Source organism: Pseudonocardia cypriaca, from assembly GCF_006717045.1.
In the GTDB taxonomy this organism is placed as follows: domain Bacteria; phylum Actinomycetota; class Actinomycetes; order Mycobacteriales; family Pseudonocardiaceae; genus Pseudonocardia; species Pseudonocardia cypriaca.
Genome location: NZ_VFPH01000001.1, coordinates 76004 through 98561, shown reverse-complemented (window position 1 = coordinate 98561; position 22558 = coordinate 76004). Strand labels below are relative to the sequence as shown.

At 73.5% G+C, this 22558-nt stretch carries 29 protein-coding genes; 14 read left to right on the top strand and 15 right to left on the bottom strand.

Annotated elements, in window-relative coordinates; all coding sequences use genetic code 11:
* Positions 1 to 59: 59 nt before the first annotated feature.
* Together FB388_RS00510 and FB388_RS00505 are read right to left on the bottom strand one after the other, a co-directional pair.
* Complete coding sequence (locus FB388_RS00510) at positions 60 to 1229, bottom strand: NAD(P)-dependent malic enzyme (RefSeq protein ID WP_142095516.1); 1170 nt, start codon at positions 1227 to 1229, stop codon at positions 60 to 62.
* A gap of 271 nt (positions 1230 to 1500) precedes the next feature.
* Positions 1501 to 1860: a S26 family signal peptidase gene (locus tag FB388_RS00505; RefSeq protein WP_246121423.1), complete on the bottom strand. Its 360-nt coding sequence runs from the start codon at positions 1858 to 1860 to the stop codon at positions 1501 to 1503.
* Between the two features lie 30 nt (positions 1861 to 1890).
* On the opposite strand from FB388_RS00505, the gene sodN reads away from it, so the two are divergent.
* On the top strand, positions 1891 to 2307 hold the full coding sequence (gene sodN / locus FB388_RS00500) for a superoxide dismutase, Ni (RefSeq protein ID WP_142095515.1): 417 nt from the start codon (positions 1891 to 1893) through the stop codon (positions 2305 to 2307).
* Between the two features lie 93 nt (positions 2308 to 2400).
* Here sodN and FB388_RS00495 read toward each other — a convergent pair whose 3' ends face one another.
* A complete protein-coding gene (locus tag FB388_RS00495) occupies positions 2401 to 3057 on the bottom strand; it encodes a class I SAM-dependent methyltransferase (RefSeq protein WP_246121421.1) in 657 nt (218 codons plus the stop codon).
* A 117-nt stretch (positions 3058 to 3174) separates the two neighbouring features.
* Here FB388_RS00495 and FB388_RS00490 point away from each other — a divergent pair, with 117 nt between their 5' ends.
* A complete protein-coding gene (locus tag FB388_RS00490) occupies positions 3175 to 3768 on the top strand; it encodes an acid phosphatase (RefSeq protein ID WP_142095513.1) in 594 nt (197 codons plus the stop codon).
* Entirely contained in the window at positions 3765 to 4244 is a 480-nt protein-coding gene (locus FB388_RS00485) for a GNAT family N-acetyltransferase (RefSeq protein WP_142095511.1), read from the top strand. Before FB388_RS00490 ends, FB388_RS00485 begins: the two co-directional genes overlap by 4 nt.
* A 34-nt stretch (positions 4245 to 4278) precedes the next feature.
* On the opposite strand, the gene FB388_RS00480 is transcribed toward FB388_RS00485, so the two are convergent.
* Positions 4279 to 4698 (bottom strand): hypothetical protein, encoded by a 420-nt coding sequence (locus tag FB388_RS00480; RefSeq protein ID WP_246121419.1) that lies wholly within the window; start codon positions 4696 to 4698, stop codon positions 4279 to 4281.
* A 543-nt stretch (positions 4699 to 5241) separates the two neighbouring features.
* On the opposite strand from FB388_RS00480, the gene FB388_RS00475 reads away from it, so the two are divergent.
* Entirely contained in the window at positions 5242 to 5493 is a 252-nt protein-coding gene (locus FB388_RS00475; RefSeq protein WP_075950692.1) for a WhiB family transcriptional regulator, read from the top strand.
* Between the two features lie 156 nt (positions 5494 to 5649).
* On the opposite strand, the gene FB388_RS00470 is transcribed toward FB388_RS00475, so the two are convergent.
* Positions 5650 to 7125, bottom strand: a complete 1476-nt coding sequence (locus FB388_RS00470; protein WP_142095510.1) for a sensor histidine kinase — start codon at positions 7123 to 7125, stop codon at positions 5650 to 5652.
* A gap of 84 nt (positions 7126 to 7209) precedes the next feature.
* Between FB388_RS00470 and FB388_RS41115 the strand changes: the two genes are divergently transcribed.
* Entirely contained in the window at positions 7210 to 7284 is a 75-nt protein-coding gene (locus tag FB388_RS41115) for a 50S ribosomal protein bL37 (RefSeq protein WP_369805044.1), read from the top strand.
* Positions 7285 to 7328: 44 nt separating this feature from the next.
* Here the strand turns inward: FB388_RS41115 and rsrA are convergent, their stop codons facing one another.
* Both rsrA and FB388_RS00460 read right to left on the bottom strand, forming a co-directional pair.
* Entirely contained in the window at positions 7329 to 7673 is a 345-nt protein-coding gene (gene rsrA / locus FB388_RS00465; protein ID WP_142095508.1) for a mycothiol system anti-sigma-R factor, read from the bottom strand.
* Positions 7670 to 8269: a sigma-70 family RNA polymerase sigma factor gene (locus FB388_RS00460; protein WP_281290402.1), complete on the bottom strand. Its 600-nt coding sequence runs from the start codon at positions 8267 to 8269 to the stop codon at positions 7670 to 7672. Before FB388_RS00460 ends, rsrA begins: the two co-directional genes overlap by 4 nt.
* 305 nt (positions 8270 to 8574) lie before the next feature.
* Here FB388_RS00460 and ybaK point away from each other — a divergent pair, with 305 nt between their 5' ends.
* Entirely contained in the window at positions 8575 to 9051 is a 477-nt protein-coding gene (gene ybaK / locus FB388_RS00455) for a Cys-tRNA(Pro) deacylase (protein WP_142102385.1), read from the top strand.
* A 106-nt stretch (positions 9052 to 9157) separates the two neighbouring features.
* Here ybaK and FB388_RS00450 read toward each other — a convergent pair whose 3' ends face one another.
* Together FB388_RS00450 and FB388_RS00445 are read right to left on the bottom strand one after the other, a co-directional pair.
* A complete protein-coding gene (locus FB388_RS00450; protein ID WP_142095504.1) occupies positions 9158 to 9745 on the bottom strand; it encodes an alpha/beta hydrolase family protein in 588 nt (195 codons plus the stop codon).
* Between the two features lie 8 nt (positions 9746 to 9753).
* Positions 9754 to 10548, bottom strand: a complete 795-nt coding sequence (locus FB388_RS00445; protein WP_142095502.1) for an SOS response-associated peptidase — start codon at positions 10546 to 10548, stop codon at positions 9754 to 9756.
* Between the two features lie 110 nt (positions 10549 to 10658).
* Here FB388_RS00445 and FB388_RS00440 point away from each other — a divergent pair, with 110 nt between their 5' ends.
* The gene (locus FB388_RS00440) at positions 10659 to 10994 is read left to right on the top strand and encodes a hypothetical protein (protein WP_142095500.1); all 336 of its coding nucleotides are present in this window, start codon (positions 10659 to 10661) and stop codon (positions 10992 to 10994) included.
* Positions 10995 to 11001: 7 nt separating this feature from the next.
* Here FB388_RS00440 and FB388_RS00435 read toward each other — a convergent pair whose 3' ends face one another.
* Together FB388_RS00435 and FB388_RS00430 are read right to left on the bottom strand one after the other, a co-directional pair.
* Positions 11002 to 11847, bottom strand: a complete 846-nt coding sequence (locus FB388_RS00435) for a TIGR03619 family F420-dependent LLM class oxidoreductase (protein ID WP_211361700.1) — start codon at positions 11845 to 11847, stop codon at positions 11002 to 11004.
* The gene (locus FB388_RS00430; RefSeq protein ID WP_142095498.1) at positions 11844 to 12758 is read right to left on the bottom strand and encodes a zinc-binding dehydrogenase; all 915 of its coding nucleotides are present in this window, start codon (positions 12756 to 12758) and stop codon (positions 11844 to 11846) included. The genes FB388_RS00435 and FB388_RS00430 overlap by 4 nt, the downstream gene beginning before the upstream one ends.
* A gap of 61 nt (positions 12759 to 12819) precedes the next feature.
* Here FB388_RS00430 and FB388_RS00425 point away from each other — a divergent pair, with 61 nt between their 5' ends.
* From FB388_RS00425 to FB388_RS00410, 4 genes are all read left to right on the top strand, one after another.
* Entirely contained in the window at positions 12820 to 13719 is a 900-nt protein-coding gene (locus FB388_RS00425) for a LysR family transcriptional regulator (RefSeq protein ID WP_142095496.1), read from the top strand.
* Positions 13716 to 14981, top strand: coding sequence for a 3-phosphoshikimate 1-carboxyvinyltransferase (gene aroA / locus FB388_RS39770; RefSeq protein ID WP_142095494.1), 1266 nt, complete (start codon positions 13716 to 13718; stop codon positions 14979 to 14981). The genes FB388_RS00425 and aroA overlap by 4 nt, the downstream gene beginning before the upstream one ends.
* The gene (rsgA, locus tag FB388_RS00415) at positions 14978 to 15976 is read left to right on the top strand and encodes a ribosome small subunit-dependent GTPase A (RefSeq protein ID WP_142095492.1); all 999 of its coding nucleotides are present in this window, start codon (positions 14978 to 14980) and stop codon (positions 15974 to 15976) included. Before aroA ends, rsgA begins: the two co-directional genes overlap by 4 nt.
* A gap of 73 nt (positions 15977 to 16049) precedes the next feature.
* Positions 16050 to 16475 (top strand): DUF1707 SHOCT-like domain-containing protein, encoded by a 426-nt coding sequence (locus FB388_RS00410; RefSeq protein WP_142095490.1) that lies wholly within the window; start codon positions 16050 to 16052, stop codon positions 16473 to 16475.
* 1 nt (position 16476) lies between these two features.
* Here FB388_RS00410 and FB388_RS00405 read toward each other — a convergent pair whose 3' ends face one another.
* Positions 16477 to 16986: a DUF6912 family protein gene (locus FB388_RS00405; RefSeq protein ID WP_142095488.1), complete on the bottom strand. Its 510-nt coding sequence runs from the start codon at positions 16984 to 16986 to the stop codon at positions 16477 to 16479.
* 4 nt (positions 16987 to 16990) lie between these two features.
* On the bottom strand, positions 16991 to 18400 hold the full coding sequence (locus tag FB388_RS00400; protein WP_142095486.1) for a WS/DGAT/MGAT family O-acyltransferase: 1410 nt from the start codon (positions 18398 to 18400) through the stop codon (positions 16991 to 16993).
* Positions 18401 to 18422: 22 nt separating this feature from the next.
* Between FB388_RS00400 and FB388_RS00395 the strand changes: the two genes are divergently transcribed.
* The gene (locus FB388_RS00395) at positions 18423 to 19190 is read left to right on the top strand and encodes a TrmH family RNA methyltransferase (RefSeq protein WP_142095484.1); all 768 of its coding nucleotides are present in this window, start codon (positions 18423 to 18425) and stop codon (positions 19188 to 19190) included.
* Positions 19191 to 19193: 3 nt separating this feature from the next.
* On the opposite strand, the gene FB388_RS00390 is transcribed toward FB388_RS00395, so the two are convergent.
* Positions 19194 to 20189 carry an NAD(P)-dependent alcohol dehydrogenase gene (locus FB388_RS00390; RefSeq protein WP_142095482.1) on the bottom strand — a complete coding sequence of 332 codons (996 nt, stop codon included), beginning with the start codon at positions 20187 to 20189 and terminating at the stop codon, positions 19194 to 19196.
* Positions 20190 to 20277: 88 nt separating this feature from the next.
* Positions 20278 to 20979, bottom strand: a complete 702-nt coding sequence (locus FB388_RS00385) for a TetR/AcrR family transcriptional regulator (RefSeq protein ID WP_142095480.1) — start codon at positions 20977 to 20979, stop codon at positions 20278 to 20280.
* An 85-nt stretch (positions 20980 to 21064) separates the two neighbouring features.
* Here FB388_RS00385 and FB388_RS00380 point away from each other — a divergent pair, with 85 nt between their 5' ends.
* Both FB388_RS00380 and FB388_RS00375 read left to right on the top strand, forming a co-directional pair.
* On the top strand, positions 21065 to 22285 hold the full coding sequence (locus FB388_RS00380; protein WP_142095478.1) for an alpha-hydroxy acid oxidase: 1221 nt from the start codon (positions 21065 to 21067) through the stop codon (positions 22283 to 22285).
* Positions 22286 to 22326: 41 nt separating this feature from the next.
* Positions 22327 to 22536 carry an antitoxin gene (locus FB388_RS00375; protein ID WP_142095476.1) on the top strand — a complete coding sequence of 70 codons (210 nt, stop codon included), beginning with the start codon at positions 22327 to 22329 and terminating at the stop codon, positions 22534 to 22536.
* Positions 22537 to 22558 lie beyond the last annotated feature (22 nt).

Sequence of the window (22558 nt, the reverse complement as noted above, 5' to 3'; positions counted from 1 at the left end):
CTGCACGCTGAGTGACGGTCGTGATCTCCGTTGGAGCAAACGTGCAGGTTGCGGCGGGTTCAGTGCGTAACGGCCGACTCGGGGGCCGCTGCGGCGACAGCTGACGAAACGGCTAGGGCGACTCGCGGGTCGAACGGGCTCGGAACGATCGCGTCGGCCGAGAGCTCCTCGCGCGCCACGGAGAAGATGGCCTCCGCCGCGGCGAGCTTCATCTCCTCCGTGATGCGCCGGGCGCCCGCGTCGAGCGCCCCGCGGAACACGCCGGGGAACGCGAGCACGTTGTTGATCTGGTTCGGGAAGTCGCTGCGGCCGGTGGCGACGATGGCGGCGTGCCGCCTCGCGACGTCCGGGTGCACCTCGGGGTCGGGGTTGGACAGGGCGAAGACGATCGCCTCCCGCGCCATCCGCGCCAGCAGCTCCTCGGGCACCTTCGCGCTCGACAGGCCCACGAACACGTCGGCGCCGTCGAGGGCCTCGGCGAGGCCACCGGTCACACCGCGCGGGTTGGTGAGCGCGGCCACCGCGGCCTTCTCCCCGCCGCGCCCGGGGTCGAGCACGCCGCGCGAGTCGAGGACGACGACGTCGCGCACGCCCGCGGCGAGCAGGATCCGGGCACACGCCACTCCCGCGGCTCCCGCCCCCGAGATGACGACGCGCAGCCCGTCGAGCTCCCGGCCCTGCACCGCGCACGCGCCGCGCAGCGCGGCCAGCAGCACGATCGCGGTGCCGTGCTGGTCGTCGTGCATGACGGGGCAGTCGAGCGCCTCGACGAGCCGCCGCTCCAGCTCGAAGCACCGCGGCGCCGAGACGTCCTCGAGGTTCACCGCGCCGAAGCTCGGACGCAGCCGCACGAGCGCCTCGACGATCTCGTCGACGTCGGTGGTGTCCAGCACGAGCGGGATCGAGTCCAGGTCCGCGAACGCCTTGAACAGCGCGGACTTGCCCTCCATCACGGGCAGCGCTGCGCGCGGGCCGATGTCCCCGAGCCCGAGCACGGCGGTGCCGTCGCTCACGACGGCGACGAGGCGGTTGGTCCAGGTGTAGCGGGCGGCGAGACCGGGGTCGGCCGCGATGGCGCGGCTGACCTCCGCGACGCCGGGCGTGTAGGCGACGGCGAGGTCGCGCGCGTTCGCCAGCGGGGCGGTGAGCGCGGTGCCCAGCTTGCCCCCGCCGTGCGCGGCGAAGATCTCCTCGCGGGTGGGGATGGTGCGTTCTCCAGCGATGGTCACAGGTCCACTTCCTTGTGGTGCTCAGGGGGGCGCCAGCGGGGGCGCGCGCTCGCCGTGCACCGGGGGTCGCGGGTCTGCGACCGGTGCCGGACGGCCGAGCGCCGAGCAGCCGCAGGATGGTGCGACAGGCCCGGCGGATGGGCAGTCGGGTTCCGGGGCGATCTTACGGGAGGAGCTCACCCACCGGGGCGTCGCATGCCTCACCCCATTGCGACGAACGGCGCGTTCGTCGCAACCTATCCGACCAACGCGCCGCTCGTCGGGAAGTGGGTCAGGAGCGGCCGCGGAACCGCCGGGGGCGGGGCCACAGCCGGCACAGCACCACGGCCAGCACCGCGGCCGGCCCGAGCGTGCGGGAGTCGGTCGAACCGTGGTCGTTGTCGCCGAGCACCCACCAGCCGTCGTCCGCCGGCCGCGCGGCCCGCTTCACCGACAGCTGCTCCGGGCGCGCCGCCCAGCGCACCAGCACGACGTCCCCGGCCCGGACCCGCGCACCGAACTCCACGAGCACCACGTCCCCGTCCCGCAGCGTCGGCGACATCGACGGCCCCCGCACGGCCACCCTCCGCCAGCGCACACCCACCCCCTCATCACACTGCTGCGCCCCGACGCCGGGAGTAGTGTCGGACACGCCAGAACGATCACCATCCAGGGAGGACCCATGCGGCTTTTCGCCCGCATTCTCCGCCCGCGGCTGGAGGCCACCGCACATTGCGACCTCCCCTGCGGCGTGTACGACCCGGCGCAGGCCCGCATCGAGGCCGAGTCGGTGAAGGCGATCCAGGAGAAGTACCAGGGCAACGAGGACGCCGAGTTCCGCACGCGGGCGCTCGACATCAAGGAGCAGCGCGCGGACCTCGTGAAGCACCACCTGTGGGTGCTCTGGACCGACTACTTCAAGCCCCCGCACTTCGAGAAGTACCCGGAGCTGCACGAGCTGTTCAACAAGGCCACCAAGAAGGCGGGTGGCGGGCCCGGCGGCGTGAAGTCGTCCACGGACCCGGCCACCGGCCAGGAGCTGCTCGACTACATCTCCCAGATCGACAAGATCTTCTGGGAGACGAAGGCCGCTGCCTGACCCAGGCGTCGCCGACGGCGCTGACCTGCGAGAACACCTCTCGTGGGTCAGCGCCGTCTCTCGTTGTCGGGCGACTTCTCCCGGCCCGGACGGTCAGTGGTCGCGTCGAGCCACGAGCACCACGAGCGGGCCGAACTGTCCGTCGGCACCGAGCCGCAGCTCGGCCACCGGTCGGAGGCCCGCCTCCTCGACCAGCGCGGCGAGCTGTTCCGGTTGCCACAGGTAGGTCGTCCACTCGACCGGGACACCGCCGTACGCCTCGGCACGAGCCACCTCGCCGTCCCCCACGTGCGTGGCGACGATCAGCTGTCCGCCCAGCACCAGCGCCCGGGCGAACGACGCCAGGACCTGCGGCAGGACGTCGCGAGGCAGGTTGAACAACGACCACCACCCCAGCACCCCGCCCAACGACGAGTCGGCGAGGTCGAGATCGGTGGCCGACGCCACGCCGAAGCTGCATCCGGGGTGGAGACGGCGTGCGTGCTCGATCATGCGGGGCGAGAGGTCCACCCCGGACACGTCCACACCGCGATCGGCCAGGTACGCCGTCACGGCGCCCGGGCCGCACCCGACGTCGAGCACCGGACCCAACTCGCGGACCGCATCGGCGAACACGTCCATCGCGGCTCGGAGCCACGGGTACGCGCGGACGTCTCCCAGACCCATTTCCACGTAGGTGTCCGCGACGCGGTCGTACGACTCGCGGACGATGTCGAGATCAGCAGGACGACGCACCGATGGGACGCTCACCGGTCCGACCCTAGGGAGGCGGCACCGCACCCGTGCCGGCCGCCCGGCGCCCTCTCGCACCCGGCGGGAGCGGGCACGCGACCGGCGCGCCGGTCCCCCGCGTCTACGCTCCGGACCATGACCGGCCGCGTGTTCCTGCTCCGCCACGGTGAGACCGAGTGGTCGCTGTCCGGGAAGCACACGGGCCGCACCGACATCCCCCTCACCGAACGGGGGCACGTGCTCGCCGAGGCCGCCGGGCGGCTCGCCACGAACCTGCTCACCGAGCCGCCCGTCCTCGTGCTCACCAGCCCGCGCAGCCGTGCGCAGGACACCGCGCGGCTCGCCGGGTTCCGCGTCGACGAGGTCGACGAGCGGCTCGCCGAGTGGGACTACGGCGAGTACGAGGGCCGCACCACCCCGGAGATCCGCGAGACGGTGCCGGGCTGGACGGTCTGGACGCACCCGTGCCCCGGCGGGGAGACCGCCGACGAGGTCGGCGAGCGGGCCGACGGCGTGATCGCGCGCACCACCGAGGCCCTCGACCGGGGTGACGTCGTGCTCGTCGGGCACGGCCACTTCAGCCGCGTCCTCGTGGCCCGCTGGATCGGGCTGCCCGCCGTCGAGGGCGTCCGGTTCGCCATGGAGGCGCCGTCGTGGGCCGTGCTCGGCCACGAACGCGGCGTCCCCCGCCTCGACCACGTCAACCTCACCCCGAAGGGGCGCCCGTGATCCGGGAAGCACGCGAAGCTGACGTTGCGGCGGTCGTCGGCCTCGTCCACGAGCTCGCCGAGTACGAGCGCAGCCCCGAGCTGTGCACGCTCACCGAGGACCAGCTGCACGCCGCGGTGTTCGGCCCGGAGGCCGTGGCGCGCTGCCACGTCGCCGAGGTGGCGGGCGAGGTCGTGGGCTGCGCGGTCTGGTTCCGCAGCTTCTCGACGTGGCGCGGGGTGCCCGGGATCTACCTCGAGGACCTGTTCGTGCGGCCGGCACACCGCGGCAGCGGGCTGGGCAAGGCGCTGCTGGCCCAGCTCGCGGCCGTGTGCGCCGAGCAGGGCTACGCGCGGCTGGAGTGGCAGGTGCTGGACTGGAACGAGCCGTCGATCGGCTTCTACCGCTCGCTTGGCGCCGTGCCGATGGACGAGTGGACGACCTTCCGGCTCGACGGCGAGGCGCTCACGGCGTTCGCGAAGACCGCGGAGGGCTGAGGCCGGCGTACGCCGTCGACCGCGACGCCCTGCTCTACCCCTGACGGCCGGGCGCGGCGTCGTCGAGCCCCATCGACCAGTTCCGCGATGCCTCGCTGATCAGCAGCAGGAACGTGCCGGCGACGAAGAGGCCGGCCACGATGCCGAGCAGCAGCTGGCGGGACGGCCCGATCAGCGTGTAGACGACGGGCAGGAGCAGCAACTGGGTGACGATCGCCGGGGTTCGCGCCCAGCGGCGACCGGCGACCAGTCCGAGCCCGACGGCGACGAGCGCGACCCCGACGAGAACGAAGTAGCCGGCCTCGCCGATGATGTCGCGGACCGGCAGGCCGGGGCCCTCCGCGGTGAGCGCGCGTACGACCAGCGCCACCGCGAAGCCCAGCGCGAGCAGGCCCTGGACGCCGACGAGCGCACCGGCCAGTCGCACCTGGCGAGGCGCTTGCTCGGAGCTCACGGACCCGAGGATAGGCCGGGAATGCCCCACCCATCTGGCCGGTTGGCTAACGCGGGGTCCACCGACCACGACTCCTGGCCGTGTCCGGCGCACTACGGGTCGTCGTGCGAGGAACGCAGCTCGTCGCAGTCAAGCGCGCCGGTCACCCGGTGGGGTGACGATCGAAGGCCATTCACCGATGCTCGCGGACCGTCGAGCCGATAAGGGCTCGCACCTGGGGAAACGTTGGCCCATGGTAGTCACGGACAAGCGAGTGATCGCGAGTGGACTTCTCGCATGGTCTGGCCGGGACCCGGGTAACCGGGACCCCGGTGGGCGGTTCAAGGTTGATCGCTGAACGCGGCGACACCGGGCACGCGGTACAGGAGCAGTAACTGTCCGTACCGGCGCTCGTTGCGTTGAGTGGGTGAGAGTGCTCACCTGGGTGGACCTTGACCCTTGAAGATCGAGCGCGCTCGTGAAATCCTTCACAAGCGCGTCCACAAGACCGTGACAGACGATCGGCGCGACCCCGATCGCGCAACCACAAGGAGCCGAAGACCAATGGATTGGCGTCACCGCGCTATCTGCCGCGACGAGGACCCCGAGCTGTTCTTCCCTGTGGGGACCAGCGGTCCTGCGCTGCTGCAGATCGCCGAGGCCAAGACCGTCTGCCGGCGCTGCCCCGTGGTCACCGAGTGCCTCACCTGGGCCCTCGAGAGCGGCCAGGATGCAGGCGTCTGGGGCGGCATGAGCGAGGACGAGCGCCGGGCGCTGAAGCGCCGCAACGCGCGCACGCGGGCACGTACTGCCTGAACTCCTCCCTTCCCCGCCGCGGGCCCGAAGCCGGACTGCACCCGGCTCCGGGCCCGCGGTCGTTCCACCGGGCGCACGCGGGGGCTGCACCGGAGGGGGCCGGCGGTCCGGAGCGGCGCGACCACGCCCGCAGGACCAGCGACCTCCTGCTGAAGGCTAGCGCCCCCGCAACGAGAGCCTGATGACGGCCTCCGTTCCGCCTCCCGGGCGGGGCCGGACCTCGAGGGCCGAGCCGAGTTCCGAGTCCACGAGGGTGCGCACGATCTGCAGACCCAGACCGGTGGACCGCTCCAGATCCATCCCCTCCGGGAGCCCTCGCCCGTCGTCGCCGACCACGACCTCCAGCTCGCCGACCGAGCGGTTCGCCGACACGACCACCTCCCCGGCCCGGCCGGGATCGAAGGCGTGGGCGAGCGCGTTGTGCACCAGCTCGGTGAGCACCAGGACGAGCGGCGTGGCCAGCGCGGCGGGGAGCGTGCCGAAGCTGCCCTCCCGGCGCACCTTGGCCCGTGACTCCGCCGTGGCGCCGTCACCGATCGCCGGCAGCACCTTGTCGACGAGCTCGTCGAGGTCCACCCGCTCGGCGACCGAGACCGACAGCGCCTCGTGAACCAGCGCGATCGAGTTGACCCGCCGCACGCTCTCGGCGAGCGCGATGCGGGCCTCCGGGATGGCCGTGCGGCGCGCCTGCAGGCGCAGCAGGGCCGCCACCGTCTGCAGGTTGTTCTTGACCCGGTGGTGGATCTCCCGGATCGTCGCGTCCTTCGACAGCAGGGCCATGTCCCGGCGGCGCAGGTCGGTGACGTCGCGCACCAGCACCAGCGCACCCGCCGCGTCGCCCCGTGGCCGCAGCGGCATCGCGCGCACCAGCATGACGGCGCCCCGCGCGCGGACCTCCATCCGCAGCGAGTGCTTGCCGTCGAGCGCACCCTCGATCCGGACGGCCACCTCGGCCGCGTCGAACGGGTCGTGCACCAGCTCCCGCATCGTGTCTGCGAGTACGACGCCGACGAGGTCGCTGGCATGGCCCATGCGGTGGTACGCCGAGAGCGCGTTGGGGCTGGCGTACGCGACGAGGCCGTGGGCGTCCAGCCGGATCAGGCCGTCGCCTGCCCGCGGGCTGCTGACGGCGCCCACCGCCTCCGCCGTGGGCGGGAACGTGCCGTCGGCCACCATCTGGCACAGGTCGGACGCGCTGCCGAGGTAGGCGATCTCCAACGGGCTGGGCACGCGCGGCATGGCGAGGTTGGTGTCGCGGGAGAGCACCGCGATCACCGAGCGGCCGTACCGCACGGGGATCGTCTCGCGCCGCACCGGCACCTCCAGGTGCCAGCGCGGGTTCTCCTCGCGGCAGATGCGCCCCTCGACGACCGCACGCCGCAGCTGCGGGCTGTCGGCGGCGGGGATCCGCGCCGCCACGATGTCCTCCGGGTGCGCGGTGGGCGCCGTGGTGGGTCGCGCCTGCGCCACGCAGAGGAACTCACCGGTACCCGCGAGGGGGATCCACAGCAGGAAGTCGGCGAACGACATGTCCGCCAGCAGCTGCCACTCCGCGACAACGCGCTGCAGGTGCTCGACCGCGTCGCCGCGCATCTCGGTGTGCTCGGCGAGCAGCTCAGAAAGGGTCGACACCCGACGCCGCCTCCCGGTCCGTACTCGGCTCAATGAAAGCACGTGGGAGAATCGGGACATCCCGCGGACTGAAGGAGGTCATCCATGTCGAAGCGTGCACGCAAGCGTCGCGACCGCAACAAGAAGGGCGCAAACCACGGCAAGAAGCCCAACACCTGAGCTTCCCTCGCGGGGACGGGGCGACCGCGTCGTCCCCGCGGGCGCTAGCCGCGCTGCTCGACGCGCGTGGTGCGCACCTCGACCGTGGTGGTCGTGGTGCCCTCGGGGCCCTGCTCCACCGTGACCTCGGCCTGCTCCAGCACGGCCACGCGGATCTGCTGGCGCAGCCGGTTCTTCAGCTCGGGCGGGGCGTGCTCACCGCCGCACTTCGCCGCCAGCAACCTCTTCAGCTTCTCGTCGATGCCGTACTCCGACAGGCACGGCTCGCACTCGTCCAGGTGCTGGGCGAGCAGCCTGCGCCGCGCGTCGTCGCACTCGTGGTCGAGGAACAGCCACACCTCGGCGAGCACCTCGGAGCAGTCGGTGTCGTGATGGTTGCCGCAACTCATGAGGAGACCCCCTCCTCCTGCCGTCCCCGCAGGAAGCCGCGGTCACGGGCGGTGCCGGTGAGCAGGTCCCGCAGCTGCCGCCTGCCCCGGTGGAGCCGGGACATCACGGTGCCGATCGGGGTGCCCATGATGTCAGCGATCTCCTTGTAGGCGAAGCCCTCGACGTCGGCGAGGTACACCGCCATCCGGAAGTCGTCCGGAAGCTGCTGCAACGCGGCCTTCACGTCGTTGTCCGGAAGCCGGTCCAGCGCCTCCATCTCGGCCGACGGCAACCCCTGAGAGGTGTGCTCCCCCGCCTGGGCGATCTGCCAGTCGGTGATCTCCTCCGTGGGCGCCTGCACCGGCTGACGCTGCCGCTTGCGGTAGCCGTTGATGTAGGTGTTGGTGAGGATCCGGTACAGCCAGGCCTTCAGGTTCGTGCCGGCACGGAACGTCCGGAAGGCGGAGTACGCCTTGAGGTACGTCTCCTGCACCAGGTCCTCGGCGTCGGACGGGTTGCGCGTCATGCGCAACGCCGCGCCGTACAGCTGGTCGATGAGCGGCATCGCGTCCCGCTCGAAGCGGGCCGCTCGCTCCTCGGCGGTCTCGTTCGACACGTCCGGCTGCCCGCCGTCGACGCTCCCGTCGACCGCGGTGACCTCGGTCTCGACAGCGTCCGCCGCTTGCTCGGTGCCAGGCACCGCGCTCCTCTCGCGCCGGGTCGCCCACACGGCGGCCTCGGGAACGGCCACCCCCATGGCGACCGCATGACGCCCCGAGGGTACGCCGCGTGGCCCAGCCGAGCCCGCTCGGCGCACCCGGTCGGTGCGCGGACCCTCCATCACTGCCTGTGTCACGGGTGCCTCAACACCCGGCCGTGGCAGCTGATTCCCGCTGCAAGGAGTGTCCTAGGGTGCGGCACGTGGCAGGCAAGGGCACCCCGGCGACGGCGATGCTGGCGAAGCAGAAGGTCACCCATCAGGTGCACACCTACGACCACGGCGGCGGGCAGGCGTACGGCCCAGAGGCGGCCGAGCGGCTGGGCCTCGACCCGGAGCGGGTGTTCAAGACGCTGGTCGCCGAGGTCGACGGCACGCTCACCGTCGGCGTCGTGCCGGTCTCGGCCACTCTCGACCTGAAGGCGCTCGCCGGTGCCGTCGGCGGGAAGCGGGCCCGCATGGCCGACGTGACGGCTGCCGAGCGCGCCACCGGCTACGTGGCGGGCGGCATCTCCCCGCTGGGGCAGCGCAAGCGGCTCCCGACCGTGATCGACGAGTCGGCGCAGCGCTGGGAGACGATGTTCTGCAGCGGCGGCCGGCGCGGCCTGGAGATCGAGCTCGCCCCGGCCGACCTGGTCCGCCTCTGCGGGGGCCGGTTCGCGGCGATCGCCACGACCTGATCCCGAGCGCACGTCCTGGGTGACCGTTCCGACGAACGGCGCGTTCGTCGGATAGGTACCGACGAACGCGCCGTTCGTCGGAATCAGGAACGGCGTGGCGGTACGGCTAGAGGAGCGCTTCCAGCCAGGACGTCACCGCTTGGCGGAGGCCGGGCGCGTCGGACTTCAGGCTGTGGTCGCCGCGCAGCAGCACCACGTCGCGGCCCGGGGCGGGCTCGGGGCGGCCGAACGGGTCGGTCTGCCCCTGCACCACGAGGATCGGCACGGTCGGTAGGGCCAGCTCGGGCAGCCGGTCCTTCTCCGGCCTCCCCGGCGGGTGCACCGGGAACGCCAGGCACAGCACACCGGCGGCGCCCGCCGCCGTGGCCGTGCGGCAGGCCACCCGGGCTCCGGAGCTGCGGCCGCCGACGACGAGGGGCAGGTCGTCGCGGACGTGCTCCACCACGGCGAGCCAGGCCGCGTCGAGCTGCGCGGCGGGCGCCGGGGCGCGCCTGCCTGCCACCCGGTACGGCTGCTCCACCAGCACGACGTGCACGCCGTGCACGAGGGCGGCACCGGCGGCGACGAGCAGGTCCGGTGCGCTCACCCCGCCCCCGGCGCCGTGTCCGAGCAGGAGCAGGCCTCGCGGGGGGCCTTCCGCGTCGCGTCGGGTGATGCGGGCGGGGCCGTGCGGGGTGGGGACCTCCGCGGTCACCCCATCGTTCACTTCGGGTTGGGGCCCGCCAGCAGGTCCAGCTGGATGGGCTCCCGCACCTCCTCCGCCGGGAGCGGTTCCAGCAGCTGGGGGCCGTTGTTGCGCACGCTGTTGACCAGCGGGGCGACCGGGCGCAGCTCGAGCTGCGCGATCAGGTCGAGCGACGGCGGCGTGACCAGCGACGCGACGGCGTCGTCGGCGGCGGGACGGTCCGGGTCGAGCCAGGCGTCCCATGCGTCGCGCGGCAGCACCAGCGGCATCCGGTCGTGGATCTGGGCGAGCGGGCCGACGGCCTCGGTGGTGAGCACGGTGGCGGTGACGAGCCCGTCCGGGTACTCGTTGTCCGGGTCGTCCTTGGGCTTCCAGTACTCCCACAGCCCGGCCATCGCGAGCGAGCTGCCGTCGGAGTAGTGGGTGTAGTAGGGCTGCTTGTGCTCGGGACCCCGCTGCCACTCGAACCACCCGTCGGCCGGGATCAGGCAGCGGCGGGAGTTGAACGCGCGCCGGAAGGCCGGCTTCGTGGCGACCGACTCGGAACGCGCGTTGATCATCCGGGCCCCGCCCTTCGGGTCCTTCGCCCAGGACGGCACCAGGCCCCACCGAACCATCCGCAGCGTGCGCTCGGTGCGGTCCGGGTCGGGGGTGCCCTCTTCGTCGCGCGGATGCCGCTCGACGACCGTGATGATCTGCTTGGTCGGCGCGACGTTGTAGTCGGTCTGCGCCGCGCCGTCGGTGGCGTCGACGGCGCGGAACTCGTCGGCGAGGTCCGCGGGGGCCTTGATGGAGGCGTATCGGCCGCACATACCTCCATCGTGCCCCCATCTGGACGGCCCGGCGGCCACTGGGCTCCGGAATCGCCGCGGTCGTCGCGGGACGGGCGATCGGCCGAGGTCGCGCGCCTACGATCCCGAACGTGCCAGACCCCGGCGACGGCGATCTCGAGGCGCGCGTGCGCGACCTCGAACACGAGGTCGTGCGGCTGAAGGAGAGCGTGGAGGTCGCCCGCGCCGACGCAGCGGCCGCCCGCGTGCTCGCCGGTGGTGCCGACCGCGACGCGTCGGACATGAGGGCGCTCCTGCGCGCTCACACCCAGACGCTCACCGCCCTCCGCGAGGCGCAGCTGGAGCAGCAGGACGAGGTCAGGGCGCTGCGCTCGGACATGCAGCGGGGCTTCGGGATGCTGCAGACCGGGATCGCGCAGATCGTCGCAGCCCTCCCGAACCAGGACGACGAGGACGACCGGGGCTGAGCCGCGCTCAGCGAGCCAGCGCGGCGTGCCGCTCCAGGAACCGGGCGATGTCGTCGGGCTCCTCCAGCGGGAGCGGGTAGACCAGCAGCCGGTCCACGCCGAGGTCGGCGAACCGGTCGGCGGTCCCCTGGTCGACGGTCTGCAGCTGCATCGCCGTGATCTCCAGGCGGCCGAGCCGGGCCGGCCGCTCGACGCCGTCGGCCACGCGCTTCATGCGGGCGAGGTTCGCGGCCAGCTCGTCCGGGGTGCCGACGCCGAACCAGCCGTGCGCACGGGTGAGCGCGCGGCGGAACGCGGCGTCGCTGTGCCCGCCCACGACGATCCGCGGGCCGCCTCCGCTCACCGGCCGGGGGTGGGCGTCCACGTCGGCGAACCGCACGTACCGGCCGTCCATGCGGGGCCGCTCGGCGGTCCAGAGCTGGACCATCGCGTCGATGTACTCGTCGGTGCGCCTGCCCCGTTCGGCGAACGGCACGCCGACCGCCGTCATCTCCGGCTCCAGGTAGCCGGCACCGACGCCGAGGAGCAGCCGTCCGCCGCTCAGCACGTCCAGGCTCGCGGCCTGCTTGGCGAGGACGAGCGGGTTGCGCTGCGGGAGGATCACGATCCCGGTGCCCAGCTCGATGCGGTGGGTCAGCGCGGCGACGTAGGTCAGGTGCACGAGCGGGTCGAGGATCGGGTCCAGCGGGTCCATCGGGGTGTCCGGCGTGCGCGGGCTCGGCAGCACCACGTGGTCGCCGGCCCACCAGGACGTGTAGCCGAGGTCCTCCGCGACTCCGGCCAGCCGCGCGGTCACGGCAGGCCGCAGCGCCGCCTTCGCGTTCAGCCCGTTCACACCCAGCTGCATCGTCATGCTCCGATCTCCAGAACCGCCTTGCCGACCGTTCGGCGGTCCCGCAGGTCCCGCGCCACGTCGGCGAACCCCGTCCACGACTCGCGCCTGCTCACCTGGGGGTCGAGCGAGCCGCGCGCGACCAGGTCGAGCAGCACGGCGAGGTCGGGCCCCATGCCCAGCTCGACGACGAACGCCTCGATCCGCCGGCCACGGGGTCCGCGCCTGCGCTCCGCCTCGAAGTCGACCGTGGTCGGCCGACCGGACGCCTGACCCACGGTGAGCACGAGCCCGTCCTCGCCCAGCAACCCGAACGCCTGCCCGAGCAGCGGCCCGCCGACGTTCTCGATCACGCCCGCGACCGGCTCGCCGACCTCGGCCAGGTCGGTCACCACCTCCCGGGCACCGATCTCCGTCAGGCCGGCACCGCGGCCCGCGCCGCCGACCCCCGCGACGACGTGGGCCCCGGCCAGCGCGGCCAGCTGCACGGCGAACCGGCCCACGCCGCCGGAGGCGCCCGTGACCAGCACCCGCCTGCCGAGCAGCGGGCCGAGCCTGCGCAGTGCCTGCAGCGCGGTGACGCCGGCCCCGGGCAGCGCAGCGGCGGCGGCGAGGTCGACGCCGTCGGGCACGACGGCCGTGTCGGCGACGGGCGCCGCCCGGCGCTGCGCCCACGCCCCGCCCATCGCGAACGTGACGACCCTGGTGCCGGCCGGTGGCCCCGTACCGTCCGCGGCGGGGGCGAGCACGATCCCGGCCGCGTCGACACCGGGCACCTCACCTGGGGCGAGGTAGTGCTCCCGGTAGACGACGTCGAGGAAGTTCACCGACGCCGCCCGCACCTCCAGCAGCACCTCGTGAGGTGCTGGTTCGGGGTCGGGGACGTCGGCCATCCGCAGGTCTGCCGCCGGGTCGTGGACGATCGCGCGCACGTCCCCACCCTGCGGCGGCTCGGCCGCCCGCGTCCAAGACCGGCTCGCATAACCTCTGGCTATGAACGTGCGCGTGCAGGACGTGCATTACTTCCTCGCCGTCGCCGAGGAGCTGAGCTTCACGCGGGCCGCCGAGCGGCTGTTCGTCTCGCAGCCGGCGCTCTCCAAGCAGATCCGGCAGCTGGAGGCGCAGCTCCGCGCCGAGCTGTTCACCCGCGGGCACCGCACGGTGGGGCTCACCGCGGCGGGTGCCGCGTTCCTGCCGAGGGCGCGCGCCATGGTCTCGGAGTGGGAGGCCGCCGCCGAGGACGTCCGGCTGGCCGGTCGCACGCTCACCGTCGGCTTCCACTCCCGCATCGGGCGGGGGCTCGTCCCCACGATCACGGCGACCATGCAGCAGCGGCTGCCGGGGTGGCGGCTGCGGTTCCGGCAGGTCCCGTGGGGCGACCCCGCGGTCGGGCTGACCGCCGGCACGGTCGACGTCGCGCTCGCGTGGCTGCCGATCCCGGCTGGGCTCTCGGCCCGCCGGATCACCGCCGAGGACCGGGGCGTCGCCCTCCCGGCCGGCCACCCGCTGGCCGCACGATCGACCGTGCGGTTCGCCGACATCGCCGACGAGCCGTTCGTCGCGCTGCCCGCGTCGGCCGGGCCGATGCGCGACTTCTGGCTCGCGCTCGACCACCGCGCCTCCCCGCCATCGATCGCGGGCGAGGCCACCACGGCCGACGAGGCGTACGAGATCGTCGCCGCCGGGGAGGGCGTGCTCCTGCAGCCGGCCGGCAGCTGCGCGATCCACCAGCGCGAGGACGTAGTGCACCGCCCGGTCGTGGACCTGCCGCCCGCGCAGCTGGCGGTCGTGTGGCGGTCCGGGGACGGCAGGCCCGCGGTGCGGGTCGTCACCGACGCGTGTTTCCACTGCGCGAGCCCGCCCCGGGCGGCATGCGGAATCATGGCGGGGTGACCGCACCCTGGCCCGCCCCGCACGCCGCCGCGCCCGTCTGCGGCCGGGTGAGCGTGCCGGGCTCCAAGTCCGTGACCAACCGCGCGCTGCTGCTCGCCGCGCTCTCCGGCGGCCGGGCCACCGTCTCCGGGGCGCCTGCGTCCCGCGACACCGCGCTGATGGTCGGGGCGCTGCGCGCCCTCGGCGTGCCGATCGAGGTGGACGGCGAGCGGGTCGAGTTCGCCGGCCACGACGGGCTGCGCGGCGGTGGGAGCGTCGACTGCGGGCTGGCCGGCACCGTGATGCGGTTCGTACCGCCCGCGGCGGCGCTCGCCGACGGGCCCGTCACCTTCGACGGCGACCCGCGCGCCCGCGAGCGCCCGATGGGCACCGTGCTTGACGCACTGCGCGCACTCGGCGCGCGCGTCGACGGTGCAACCCTGCCGTTCGTGCTGCACGGCACCGGCGGGCTGTCCGGCGGCGACGTGGTGATCGACGCGTCGGCGTCGTCGCAGTTCGTCTCCGGGCTGCTGCTCTCCGGGGCCCGCTACGACAAGGGTGTGACCGTCCACCACGACGGCAAGCCGGTGCCGTCGCTGCCGCACATCGAGATGACGGTAGCGATGCTGCGGGAGGCCGGGGTCGAGGTCGACGACGCGGAGCCCGACACCTGGCGGGTCTCCCCCGGCCCGATCACGGCCCGCCACTGGGCCGTGGAGCCGGACCTGTCGAACGCCGCGGTGTTCCTCGCCGCCGCGGCCGTCACCGGCGGCGAGGTCACGGTCGCCGGCTGGCCGGCCGACTCCACGCAGCCGGGCAGCGAGATCCTCTCCGTGCTGGAGCAGGCGGGCTGCACGGTGACGCCGGGGCCGGACGGGATGACCGTCCGGGGACCGGCCGAGCTCGCAGGCGTGGACGTCGACCTGCACGACGCCAGCGAGCTCACACCCACGGTGGCCGCCGTGGCCGCGCTCGCCGCGGGGCCGTCGCGCATCCGCGGCGTCGCCCACATCCGTGGCCACGAGACCGACCGGCTGGCCGCACTCGCCACCGAGCTCACCGCGCTCGGCGGCGCCGTCACCGAGACCCCGGACGGCCTGGAGATCCGGCCCGCCCCACTCGCGGCGGGCGACCGCGCCTGGGGCGCCTACGCCGACCACCGGATGGCCACCGCGGGCGCGCTGGTCGGCCTCGTCGTGCCGGGCGTCACGATCGACGACATCGGCTGCACGGCCAAGACCATCCCCGACTTCCCGGCGCGCTGGGCAGCCCTGCTGGCGTGAGAGCGCGCGAGTACGACGAGTCCGACGTCCGGGTCCGGCCGGGGCGCCGGGGCTCGCGGCCGCGCAGCAAGCGCCGCCCCGAGCACGCCGACGCGGTGGAGGCGATGGTCACCACCGTCGACCGCGGGCGCTGGACGTGCGCGCTCGACGCGGACGCGACGCGACCCCCCGTCGTCGCGATGCGGGCCCGCGAGCTGGGCCGCACCCCCATCGTCGTCGGCGATCGGGTGGGCCTCGTCGGCGACCTCTCCGGGGCCGTCGACCGGATCGCGCGGATCGTGCGCGTCGAGGAGCGGCGCACGGTCCTGCGGCGGACGGCCGATGACACCGACCCGTTCGAGCGGGTGGTCGTCGCCAACGCCGAGCAGCTCGTGATCGTCACCGCGGTCGCCGACCCGCCGCCGCGCACTGGCTTCGTGGACCGCTGCCTGGTGGCCGCGTACGCCGGCGGGCTGGCCCCGGTGCTCTGCCTGACGAAGGCCGACCTCGCCGATCCCGAGCCGTTCGCCGCCCCGTACCGCGAGCTGGACATCCCGGTCGTCGTCACCCGGCGCGACCGCGAGCCCACCGCGCTCGCGGAGGTCCTCGGGGGCCGCGTCTCGGCGCTCGTCGGGCACTCGGGCGTCGGCAAGTCCACGCTGGTCAACGTGCTCGTCCCGGACGCGGCCCGGGCCGTGGGAGTGGTGTCGGCCGTGGGGAAGGGCCGCCACACCACCACGGCGGCCCTCGCGCTCCCCCTTCCCGACGACCTCGGCGCCGGCTGGGTGGTCGACACCCCGGGCGTGCGCTCGTTCGGGCTCGCCCACATCACGCCGGACGACGTGCCGGCCGCGTTCGACGACCTCGCGGCGGCGATCGAGGACTGCCCACGCGGGTGCGGTCACCTGGGCCCGCCTGCCGACCCGGAGTGCGCGCTCGACACGCTGGTCGAAGCGGGCAAGCTGCGCCCCGGCCGGCTCGCGGCGCTACGGCGGGTACTGGTCGCCCTGCGCTGATCCCCACTGCGCTGATCCCCACTGCGCCGATCCGCACTGCGCTGGGCCCCTCCGGGATGGCAGGCTCACACGCATGGCCACCGGAGAGGAGTCGTCGCCACTGCGCATCGGCCACGCCGAGCGCACGGCGGCGCAGCAGGCGCTCGACGAGCACCTCGCGGCAGGCCGGTTGGGCATCGACGAGTACGCCGACCGTTCGGCCGTCGCCGCGAACGCCGTAGTGGCCGCCGACCTGGCAGCCCTTTTCACCGACCTGCCGCAACCGCACCCGGAGCTACCGGGCACCCCGGCCGCACCGCCGCCCACGGCCCCGCTGCCGGTGACACCGCCGCCCGGTGAGGTGGCACCGTCGACCGATGGCGCCCTCGGGAGGACGGGCCCTGGCTTGATGGGCGTAGCGATCGTCGTCGCGATCGGGTTGTTCCTGCTCACGCGGCAGGGCGGGGTCTTCCTGCTGATCCCGCTCGCGGCCGTGCTGCTGTGGTTCTCCCGGCGCTAGCCTAGGCCTGGCCCTCCACCAGGAACGCCACCTCGGAGGGGTCGTACCAGGCCAGGTCGTGGTCCTCCGCCTCGCCCACGAGGAACTCGGCGTCGAGGTCGCCGAGGTCGGCCGCATCGACGGCACCCGCGGCCTCGCGCACGGCGTACTCGGCCTCCTCGGTGTCGACGTGCACCGCCGCGATCGACTCGAACGGCACGGCGCCCGAGATCCGCACGACGCCGTCGTCGAGGTCGGGGCGCAGCGTCACGTTCTCGAGGTCGGCGGACACCACCACCCGCCGCGCGGGCGTGGAGTCCTCTCCGAGCCCGAACTCGACCGAGAGCAGCCGCAGCGACGCGCGGGCCGCGTGGGTCATGGCCGCGAACTCGAGCTCCTCGTCGTCGCCGCTGATGTACGCCTCCCGCAGGGCGGGGGTGAGGGCGAAGGCGGTGCCGCCGATCGGGTCGACCACCCCCGTCTTGACCAACGTCCGCAACATCGGCCATGTGGCCGGTACGTAGACACGCATGAGTTCACGCCACCGTGGTCAGGAGCTCGTCGAGGGACTCGTGCACCAGCCCGGCGAGCACGTCGAGATCGTGCATGGCGTCGCGGTCCCCGTTGAACCCGTAGTAGACCCCGCCGTCGTACGACGTGAGCCCGATCGCGAGGGCCTGACCCTTCGCGAGCGGGACGACGGGGAACATCTCGAGCATCCGGGCGCCAGCGGCGTAGAGCGGGAACTGCGGTCCCGGCACGTTCGTCACCACCAAGTTGAAGATCCGCTTCGAGAACCCGCTCGCGGCACGCGCGCCCAGAGCGTGCAGCGTAGGGGGAGCGAACCCGCCGATCCGGACCAGGGTGTCGGCGCCGACCGACTGCCCGTTGGAGGTGTGCTCGCGCATCGCGTGCGTGACGTGGTGCAGCCGCACCACCGGGCTCGGCTCGCCGACAGGCAGCTCCACGAGGAACGAGGAGACCCGGTTGCCCAGCGAGCCCGCCGTCGCGGAGCTGGGTACGTCGGCCTCGCCGCGGACCGAGAGGGGCACCATCGCCCGCACCGTGGACGATGGCGTGACCGGCTCGCCGCGGGAGAGCAGCCAGTTGCGCAGCGCACCCGAGATGACGCTGAGCACCACGTCGTTCACGGTGCAGCCGTGCGCCGCCCGCACCCGGCGGTAGTCCTCCAGCTCGGCGCGGGCCACGGCGAACCGGCGCTGCGTGGAGATGTCCACGTTGAGCGGGGTACCCGGCGCGGGCCTGCTCGCCGCCCAGGCCATCGAGAACAGCTTGCCGGCCGCACCGGTGATCTTGTCGACGGTGGCCATCGCGTCTCCGGCGGCCACCCGCACGTTGTCGACGATCTCCCCGGGCCGCGCGACGGCGTCCGCCACGGCGCCGAGCACCAGCTCGACGCCCGACGGCTCGGGCCGGGGCATCCACAGCTCCTCGGGCACCACCCGCGGCTCGGCCGAGACGTCGAGGATCACCTGCCCGATGTCGATCGCGCTGATGCCGTCGACCATCGCCTGGTGCGTCTTCGTGACGATGGCGATGCGGCCCTGGGCGAGCCCTTCGACCAGGTACATCTCCCAGAGCGGGCGCGTGTGGTCCAGCGGGCGCGACATCAGGCGCGCGACGAGCTCGGTGAGCTGTTCCTCGGAGCCGGGCTTCGGCAGCGCGGAGCGGCGGACGTGGTAGGCGACGTCGAAGTCCGGGTCGTCGATCCACACCGGCCGCGCGAGGTTGCCCGGTACGTACCGCACCTTCTGCCGGTACCTCGGCACGAGCGCGATGCGCTGCTCGACGAGATCGACGAGGCGGTCGTAGTCGAACCCGCGCCGCGGCCGCCGGAAGACCGACACGGCCCCGACGTGCATCGGAGTCGTGGGTTGCTCGAGGTACAGGAACGACGCGTCGAGGGCCGAGAGCCGGGGCGGCATTCTCTGATCCTAGGCTCGGTACATGGCGGGCGAGCGGTCTCCGAAGGACACCTTCATCACGGTGTACGGCCGCAAGCCCGTGCTCGAGGCGCTCGACGACGAGGCGTTGCGCGTGGACAAGGTCGTGCTCGCCGAGGGGGCGCGCGGCGAGCCCGTCCGGGCCATCCTCGACGCCGCCCGCGGCCGGGGCGTCCCGGTCCAGCGGGCGTCGGCGCACCGGGTCAAGGTGCTCGCCGGCAACGGGCGGCACGACCAGGGCGTGCTCGCCGACGTCGTCGCGCCGCGGATGGCCCCCGTCGCCGAGTTCACGGCCGCGCTGCGCCCCGGTGCGCCGGCCGCCGTGCTGGTGCTCGACCGGCTGACCAACCCCGCCAACGTCGGGATGATCCTGCGCAGCGCCACCGCGGCGGGGCTGGACGGCGTGCTGCTGGCGCGGCGCGGGCTGCCCGCCATCGACCCGCTGGTGGTCAAGGCGTCGGCGGGGATCGCGTTCCGCGCGCCGGTACTGCGCTCCGGCACCGTCGAGGAGGGGTGCACGGCGCTGGCCGAGGCGGGGTTCGCGCTGTACGGCCTGGACGCCCGCGGCGACTCGCTGCTCGACACCGCGCTGCCCGACCGGGTCGCGCTCGTGCTGGGCAACGAGACCGAGGGTCTCTCGGCGTCGGTCCGTCCCCTGCTCGACGGGATGCTCGCCATCCCGATGCACGGCGGCGTCGAGTCGCTCGGGGTGGCGAGCGCGGGGGCGGTGGCGGCGTTCGAGCTGTCTCGCCGCCGCTTCGGGTCGCCCTGACGCTCACTGCACGACGACGACGGCCTTGCCCCGGGCGTGGCCCTGCTCCACGTGGCGCACGCCCTCAGCCGCGTCAGCCAGGGTGTACGTCCGGTCGACGACCGGGGCGAGCGTGCCGGCCTCGATCAGCGCGGTGACCGCCACGAGGTCCTCGTGGGTCGGCCCGGCCGGCGCGGCCGGGAGGATCACCCGCAGCTGCTGGCGGACGAACGCGTTGACCACCAGCACCCGCAGCATGGCGCCGATCGCGCCGAACACGTGGCCGGGCGAGCCGCCGCCGTTGGCCACCAGCGTGCCGGCCGGCGTGAGCACCCGACGCAGCCGGCCCAGCGGCTGGTTGCCGACGTTGTCCAGGACGAGGTCGTAACGCCCGCGGCTGCCGGGGTCGGTGAAGTCCTCTCGCGTGTAGTCGATCACCTGGGCGGCACCCAGTGAACGCACCAGCTCCAGGTTGCGGGTGCTGCACACCCCGGTTACCTCCGCGCCGAGCGCGGCTCCGATCTGCACGGCGAAGGTCCCCACCCCGCCGCCGGCACCGTTGACCAGCACCCGCCACCCGGCCCGGGCCCGCCCGACGGTCCGGATGCCGCGCAGGGCGGTCACCGCGGCCATCGGGACGGCCGCGGCCTGCTCGAAGGTCAGGCCTGCGGGCTTGGGCACGAGCAGGTCCGGGGTGGTGCGTGCGTACTCGGCGCACGAGCCCGGGCAGAAGCCCTGCACCTCGTCGCCGGGGCGCAGTCCGCGCACGTCAACGCCGACCGCCTCGACCACGCCTGCCGCATCGATGCCGAGCACCGGAGATTTCGGGCGGGTCAGGCCCACGCCGGGTGTCAGGCGTGCGGCGAACGGGTCGCCGCGCATCATGTGCCAGTCGTAGGGGTTCAACGCGGCGGCGTGCACCCGGACCAGGACATCGCCGGGGCCGGTGCGGGGCGGGTCGATGTCGGCCAGCCGCAGGACGTCGGGCGGACCGAAACGCTCTTGGACGATCGCCTTCACCGGCGTCTCCCCATCGATCGGCAGTGTACTGCGTACACCCGTCGTGGAGCACACTAGGTGTACGCCATACACCGGTCAAGACCGATTGTCAGGGGTCGCCGTGGAGCCGCTCAAGGCCGTCCAACGTCAGGTCGAGGGCGAACTCGAACTCGAACTGGTCGTCGCAGCCCGAGCCGACGACCGACTCGTCGTCGTGGGCGACCGCCATGGCCAGCTCGGCGATGTGCGGGAAACGCGCGGCGATCTCCTCGGGCGGCGGCATGTCCGGCTCCGGGTCACGGCCGGCGCCGTCCTCGAACAACTCCTGGGAGAAACCCAGCAGGCGGCTGCCCATGACGTGCATCGCGTGATGGGTCAAGTCGATCGAGAACCCCCCTCCCCGGAAGATCCCGATCATCGAGTCCAGGTACTCCATCACCACGAGGGTCGGGTTGGCCCGCGCCTTCATCCGCGACTCGATGACGCCCGAGGCCCACGGGTGGCGCAGGAGCATGCGGCGGGCCGACAACACCCGCCGACGGATGGCAGTCTTCCAGTCGGCCCCGTCGGCGGGCGGGTCGATCTCGCCGATGACGACGTCGATCATGCCGTCCAGCAGCTCGTTCTTGTTGGCCACGTGCTTGTACAGCGCCATGGGCACGACGCCGAGCGCCTGCGCGATCCTGCGCATGCTGAGAGCGTCGACGCCGCCCTCGTCGGCGAGCGCGACGGCGGCGTCCAGGACCCGCGCCTTGCTCAGGGGCGTGCGGGGCTGCGCGGCCGCGCCGGCCTGGGTGGCGATCTCGATCATCCCCTCTCGCGTGTTCTCCGGCCCAGCGTACGAGCGCCGACCTCGACGACCTCGCAGTCGGCGGTGCGCGACATAGGGTGGCTGCATGGTCCAGCGCCGGATGCCCCGCCCGTCCGAACTGCGCCCCCTGCTGCGGCCGGCCCCGTTCGTGTGGGACGCGGACGAGCGGCGGTTGCGGCGCGCGGCGAGCATCGCGGACCTGCGGACGATCGCGCGCAGGCGCACCCCGCGCGCGGTGTTCGACTACGTCGACGGCGCCGCCGACGGGGAGCTCTCGCTGCAGCGCGCCCGCCGGGCCTACGCCCGGGTCGAGTTCACCCCGACCGTCCTGCGCGACGTCTCGGAGACCGACACCGGGCGGGAGATCCTCGGCCGCCGGGCGAGCCTGCCGCTCGCGTTCGCCCCCACCGGCTTCACGCGGATGATGCACCACTCCGGCGAGCCCGCCGTCGCGTCCGTGGCGCAGGAGTTCGACATCCCGTACACGCTCTCCACGATGGGCACCACCACCATCGAGGACGTTGCGGCTGCTGCGCCCCGGGCCCGCAAGTGGTTCCAGCTCTACCTGTGGCGCGACCGCGCCCCCGCCAAGGACCTCGTGCAGCGCGCCGCAGCAGCCGGCTACGACACCATGATGCTCACCGTCGACACCCCGGTCGGCGGGGCGCGGCTGCGCGACATCCGCAACGGGCTCACGATCCCGCCCGCACTGACGCTGCGTACCTTCCTCGACGGCGCCCGCCACCCGCACTGGTGGTTCAACATGCTCACCACCGAGCCGCTGAACTTCGCCAGCCTCGACGCCACCTACGGCTCGGTCGAAGACATGATCAACCGGGTCTTCGACCCCGCCCTCACCATCGACGACGTCGCGTGGCTGCGCGAGACCTGGCCGGGCAAGCTCGTGATCAAGGGCATCCAGAGCGTGGACGACGCCGTGCGCGTGGTCGACGCGGGCGCCGACGCCGTGCTCCTGTCCAACCACGGCGGCCGCCAGCTCGACCGCGCTCCCGTGCCGCTGGAGCTGGTCGAGCCCACCGTCCAGGCCCTCGGCGACCGCGCCGAGGTCCTCATCGACACCGGAGTCACCCACGGCGCCGACGTACTCGCGGCCGTCGCGCTCGGCGCCCGCGCCGCCCTGGTCGGACGCGCGTACCTCTACGGCCTGATGGCGGGCGGCCGGCTCGGCGTCGAGAAGGCCGTCACGATCCTGGCCGCCGAGATCGTGCGCACCCTGCAGCTGATCGGCGTCAACAGCGTCGACGACCTGCGCCCGTCACACGTCCGGCTACGCCCGAAGGAGTGAGACGTGCTGCACGAGCGGCGCAGCAGGGCCATGGTGCAGGCATGGGTTTCATGGACAAAGCCAGGGAACTGATGGACCAGCACGACGACAAGGTCGACCAGGGCCTGGACAGAGCCGGTGAGATGGGCAAGGAGCGCTTCGCCGGCCACGACGAGCACATCGACCAGGGCGTCGACAAGCTGCAGGAGATGACGGGCGAAGGCGACACCACCAGGGCCCCCGAGGAGGAGCCGCCGCCTCCGCCGCAGTGATCCCCCACCGTTCGACCCAGCA